Origin of the sequence: Limnospira sp. (assembly GCF_051859755.1) — a bacterium.
GTDB lineage: Bacteria > Cyanobacteriota > Cyanobacteriia > Cyanobacteriales > Microcoleaceae > Limnospira > Limnospira fusiformis.
Genome location: NZ_JBIMLI010000105.1, coordinates 1 through 4,468 on the forward strand (window position 1 = coordinate 1; position 4,468 = coordinate 4,468).

3 protein-coding genes and 1 pseudogene are annotated in these 4,468 nt (G+C 44.1%); 2 read left to right on the plus strand and 2 right to left on the minus strand.

Annotation, left to right across the window (positions count from 1 at the left end):
* Positions 1-126: 126 nt before the first annotated feature.
* Positions 127-996 (minus strand): ABC transporter permease, encoded by an 870-nt coding sequence (locus ACTIE0_RS16805; protein ID WP_006624444.1) that lies wholly within the window; start codon positions 994-996, stop codon positions 127-129.
* A 38-nt stretch (positions 997-1,034) separates the two neighbouring features.
* Positions 1,035-2,054 carry an ABC transporter ATP-binding protein gene (locus ACTIE0_RS16810; protein ID WP_006624443.1) on the minus strand — a complete coding sequence of 340 codons (1,020 nt, stop codon included), beginning with the start codon at positions 2,052-2,054 and terminating at the stop codon, positions 1,035-1,037.
* 90 nt (positions 2,055-2,144) lie between these two features.
* On the opposite strand from ACTIE0_RS16810, the gene ACTIE0_RS16815 reads away from it, so the two are divergent.
* Both ACTIE0_RS16815 and ACTIE0_RS16820 read left to right on the plus strand, forming a co-directional pair.
* The gene (locus ACTIE0_RS16815; protein WP_006668712.1) at positions 2,145-2,837 is read left to right on the plus strand and encodes a response regulator transcription factor; all 693 of its coding nucleotides are present in this window, start codon (positions 2,145-2,147) and stop codon (positions 2,835-2,837) included.
* Between the two features lie 660 nt (positions 2,838-3,497).
* Positions 3,498-4,468 (plus strand): annotated as a pseudogene (locus ACTIE0_RS16820) (energy transducer TonB); the annotation flags it as partial.

Sequence of the window (4,468 nt, forward strand, 5' to 3'; positions counted from 1 at the left end):
ATAGGTTTATCCTCAACTCTTCTCGCTTCTTATACCATATTGCCCTAAAATATTAACCTAATTTGAGATTAAATCATACCTCTCCTGTACAGAAGAGGTATGGCAATTTAAGCATTGGTCAGACTATTAAGCAAACCGACGGCGTAACAGGGGTTGAATGATTAATAAGGAGGCGATCGCAAACGCCAACAATACCACCAAAGCCACCCCAAAAGTTATATTACCAAAAGGAGCCGCCATGACCACGCTACCGAAAGACCAACTCTCATGGGTATAAAGATAGCGAATTGGCTCGATCGCATAACTTAATGGATTCAGGGTAGCCACCACCTGTAACCACCGAGGCATAAATGACAGAGGCGCTAAGGCGGTACTAGCAAATAATAGCGGTAAATTAGTCACAAAAATCACCGCAATTAGTTCAATGTGACCAGGGAGGGCAAAAGCCAGACCTAAACTTAAACCCGTTACCCCCAAAACCAACAATAACACCACCAGGGCAATTACTGCTAATCCGGCAATTCCTGGCAATCCCGCCCCGATAAATGCGGCGACAGTGACAATCGCCGCCGTTTGAATAAAGCTGAGGGTGACAATATAAATCGCCGAGGCTAAAACAATGGAAAACCGGGAAGCCAAAGGCGCTACTAGGAGCCGATTAAGGAACCCAAATTCTCGGTCAAACATTACCGGTAATCCGGCATTTAAAGCCCCCGCAAAAGCGGTAAAGACAATCACTCCCGCCCCCAAAAACTGACCATAATTATCAGTTTCTCCAAATAAGCCCTGGGGGGCATTTTGGAATAATGCACCGAACAGAATCAACCACATTAATGGCTGAATTACTCCGGCTATTAGGGTTGATGGTCGTCGCTTTAATTGAATAAATAAACGACGGGTTAAAGCCGCTGTTTCCTGCACAAAATCGGCGATATCATTGGTTTTTTCGGGTCTAATTTCAGCGGTTGATAACTGATTAATGCTGGTACTACTCATGGTTGGCAAGTCTCCATTAACAGGTTATTTTAGACAAGTTAACGCATATTGCGTTTTTTCTCGGCTTTGGGGTCGCGAGTGGCGACGGCGGCTATTTCTGCATCCATTAGGGTTTGACCTGTCGCGGCTAAATAGACATCATCTAAACTAGGGCGAGATTGTGCTATCCCAAAGGTGGGTAAGCCAGCATCTTTAAGGGCTTGTTGAATGGTAAATAGGGCATCATTTTGGGATGCAACTACGAGGTTAAGAGAGTTTCCCTGAGCCTGATTGATGATTACCTCTTGGACACAGGGAAGCGGCTCTAATAGGGCTTTGGCGGCTTGGGCTTCTGATAAGGGGGAAAACTCCCTAATTCTCAGGGTAATGCGATCGCCTCCTACTCTGTCTTTCAATTCGGAGGGGGTTCCGGTGGCAATTACTACCCCTTTATCAATGATGGAGACGCGATCGGCTAAAGCATCTATTTCCTCTAAATAATGGCTGGTAATCAACACTGTGATTCCTTGTTCTCGCAATTGTCGCAGGAAATCCCACACTACCACCCGACTTTCAATATCTAACCCGACAGTCGGTTCATCAAGGACCAAAACATCAGGTTGATGCAGAAGTCCAGAAGCGAGATCTAAACGCTTACGAATACCCCCAGAATAAGTCCCGGTTTTTTGATCAATCCATTCCCCCAAGCCTAGCAAATTGGACACAGTTTCAATGCGATCTTTGATGCGAGGACGGGGGATATGGTACAAGGAGGCTTGTAGTTGCAACAGTTCCCGACCTGTGAGAACTTTATCAATGGCTACTTCCTGGGCTACATAGCCAAGGCGCTGTCTCACTAATTTCGGCTCCTCGAGAACTGAAATTCCCGAAACCGCTAATTTTCCAGCGTCGGGAGTGATTAAGGTACACAGCGATCGCAGGGTGGTGGTCTTACCAGCGCCATTAGGACCAAGCAAGCCAAAAATTTCCCCTGGCTGAATTTCTAAGGAAATGTCTTTCACGGCTTCTACTGAGCCGTAACGTTTTTGGAGATTTTGGATAAGAACGGCAGGAGTCATGTCACAATTAAGCTAGGTGCTGCCCATATTTACATTACTCAACATTTTAACAGTCGCCCGTATTAGTTAGTTAACTAAAGGCCTTGTACCATGAGCCGGATTTTAATTGCTGAAGATGAACCCCGGATAGCTGCTTTTTTGGAAAAGGGACTGCGGGCTAGTGGTTTTACTACTGCGATCGCTAATAGTGGACAAGATGTTTTAGAGCAGGCGTGTAGCCATAACTTTGATTTGCTGATCCTAGACCTGGGACTTCCTGACCGCGACGGTTTCCAGATTTTAAAAGAATTGCGCGGTCAGGGGGAAACTTTACCCATTATCATCCTCACCGCTAGGGATGACCTCAGCGACAAGGTGGCGGGTCTGGAGGCGGGGGCTGATGATTATGTGACTAAACCCTTTCGCTTCGCTGAATTGCTGGCTAGAGTCCGCGCTAGACTCCGCAACCAACCCTCTAAAAATGCTGATGATGATAAAACTCTCTCCACCGCTAATATCTGCTTGAATTTGTACACTCGTGAGGTACAGGTGGCCGATCGCACTCTCCAACTTTCCGCTAAAGAATTTCTCCTATTGGAGACTTTTCTGCGTCACCCGGAACAGGTACTTAGTCGAGAACAGTTACTTGATCAAGTTTGGGGTTATGATTATGACCCCGGCTCTAATATCGTTGATGTTTATGTGGGGTATCTGCGGAAAAAATTGGGAAGCGATCGCATTGAAACAGTGAGAGGGATGGGTTATCGGTTATCTACTTCCCCCGCTTCCTCCAGTCAAATTTGACAGTGGGTGATATGATCTGCAATTTTTGGGGGAACAATTGATCCGGAGCGATCGTCTTGTTTATAACTGTTTGGCTCGATTCAGATTGTTTAGGGGTTAACCTAAAATTCATCCCACTTCCAATTTAGTTTGATAATTAAAGGGTGTGTCCAAGCTCAAATTAGCCCCTAATTGCCTACGCATAAAATCCTTTTTTCGGGTTTTGTGCGAGTTGTGCTATGGTAAAGCGATCGCACTTTTGTAGATTAATAATTTTCTCACCAAGACTTCATGGATATCTTAAACAATACCCTTATAATGAGGGGTACAAACCGGAAACCCTCGGATTGCTGATCAGCCAAGTTCCTTGGCGACCCACCCCAGCTCAAGATCACATAAAACTGATCTAATGGTATATTACACCATGTCAACTTGTCGTTCTGGAACTATCTGTATATTAACAGGAGGCCATCTGTTCCCATTGCTCAGAAGTTGGACTACAACCCATCTGACTGCTTAGTGGTACATTGAGGACGTTATTATCCCCGATTATGCCGTTACAGCATTATAGGCTGTTGTGAGCCTCAGATGATAACTCTAAGTGATTTACCAGATCACAGAGGGGTTAAATTTGAACTAAACCATTGATTGTTAATTATTCCAATTGAGGATTTTTCTAGCATGGACGAAGAACTTTTTACAACAGTCTTCCTAGAAGATGAGGAAATAGATGATATTTTCGACGATTTAGAGGCAGAAACTCCGTTTTTATTGCCTACAGAAAGTGTAGATGACCCGGCGGTAGAAGTTACTACCACAGCCACCCCGGTAAATCCCCTGAGTGAAGTAGTAAATCTTCGGGACTTTATTATTGAACAACTGTTTGATGAGGAAGTATATCTAGCTCAAAACCCTGATCTCGCACAGTTTAAATTAGAATTAGAATCAGCGGGTTTTCAGTTTAATGCACGGGAGCATTTTCGCGAATTTGGCAAATTTGAAGGTCGCGAATTTAGTGCTTTCTTCAGTGTGACTCGATACCTAGAGAAAAACACTGACCTTTCCCTAGTCATCAATCGTGAAGAAGCCTTCAGTCACTTCTTAGATTTTGGTCTGAATGAAGCTCGAGAATTTAGCGACTTTTTTAGCGCCAGTTTTTATGCAGAAGCGAATCCAGACTTGGCTGCTATTACCCAGGAAACTTTAGTTAGTAAGTTTGCTCACTTTTTGGGTTTTGGACAATTTGAAAATCGCCGTTTTAGCCGAGTATTTGATGCCAATACCTACCTACAACTTAACCCAGACGTTAGTCAGTTACTGCAAGAATCAGCTAACCTAGGTATACAAATTAGTGCCTTTAGTCATTTTATCACCAGGGGTCGGTCTGAAAATCGGCAGTTTAGCAATATCTTTGATGTGAGCGAATACCTGCAACTCAACCCCGATTTAGTTCCCTTTGTTGAAAGTGGGGAAATTAATGCGATCGACCACTGGGTAAGATTCGGTATTTCTGAACGGCGCGAGTTTAGTCTTTCCTTCTCGATTTCCCAGGTTTTAAGAACTCTCAGCCTCAGCAGTTTAACTGAAATCAATATCTCGGAACTGTTTGCTCAAATAGAAAGTAATCTCGCTTTAATTCTTGAGAGTGATGA

Excerpts from the sequence above, each read along its gene's own strand:
- ACTIE0_RS16805 (WP_006624444.1), bottom strand. The coding sequence starts at position 996 with ATGAGTAGTACCAGCATTAATCAGTTATCAACCGCTGAAATTAGACCC.
- ACTIE0_RS16810 (WP_006624443.1), bottom strand. The coding sequence starts at position 2,054 with ATGACTCCTGCCGTTCTTATCCAAAATCTCCAAAAACGTTACGGCTCA.
- ACTIE0_RS16815 (WP_006668712.1), top strand. The coding sequence starts at position 2,145 with ATGAGCCGGATTTTAATTGCTGAAGATGAACCCCGGATAGCTGCTTTT.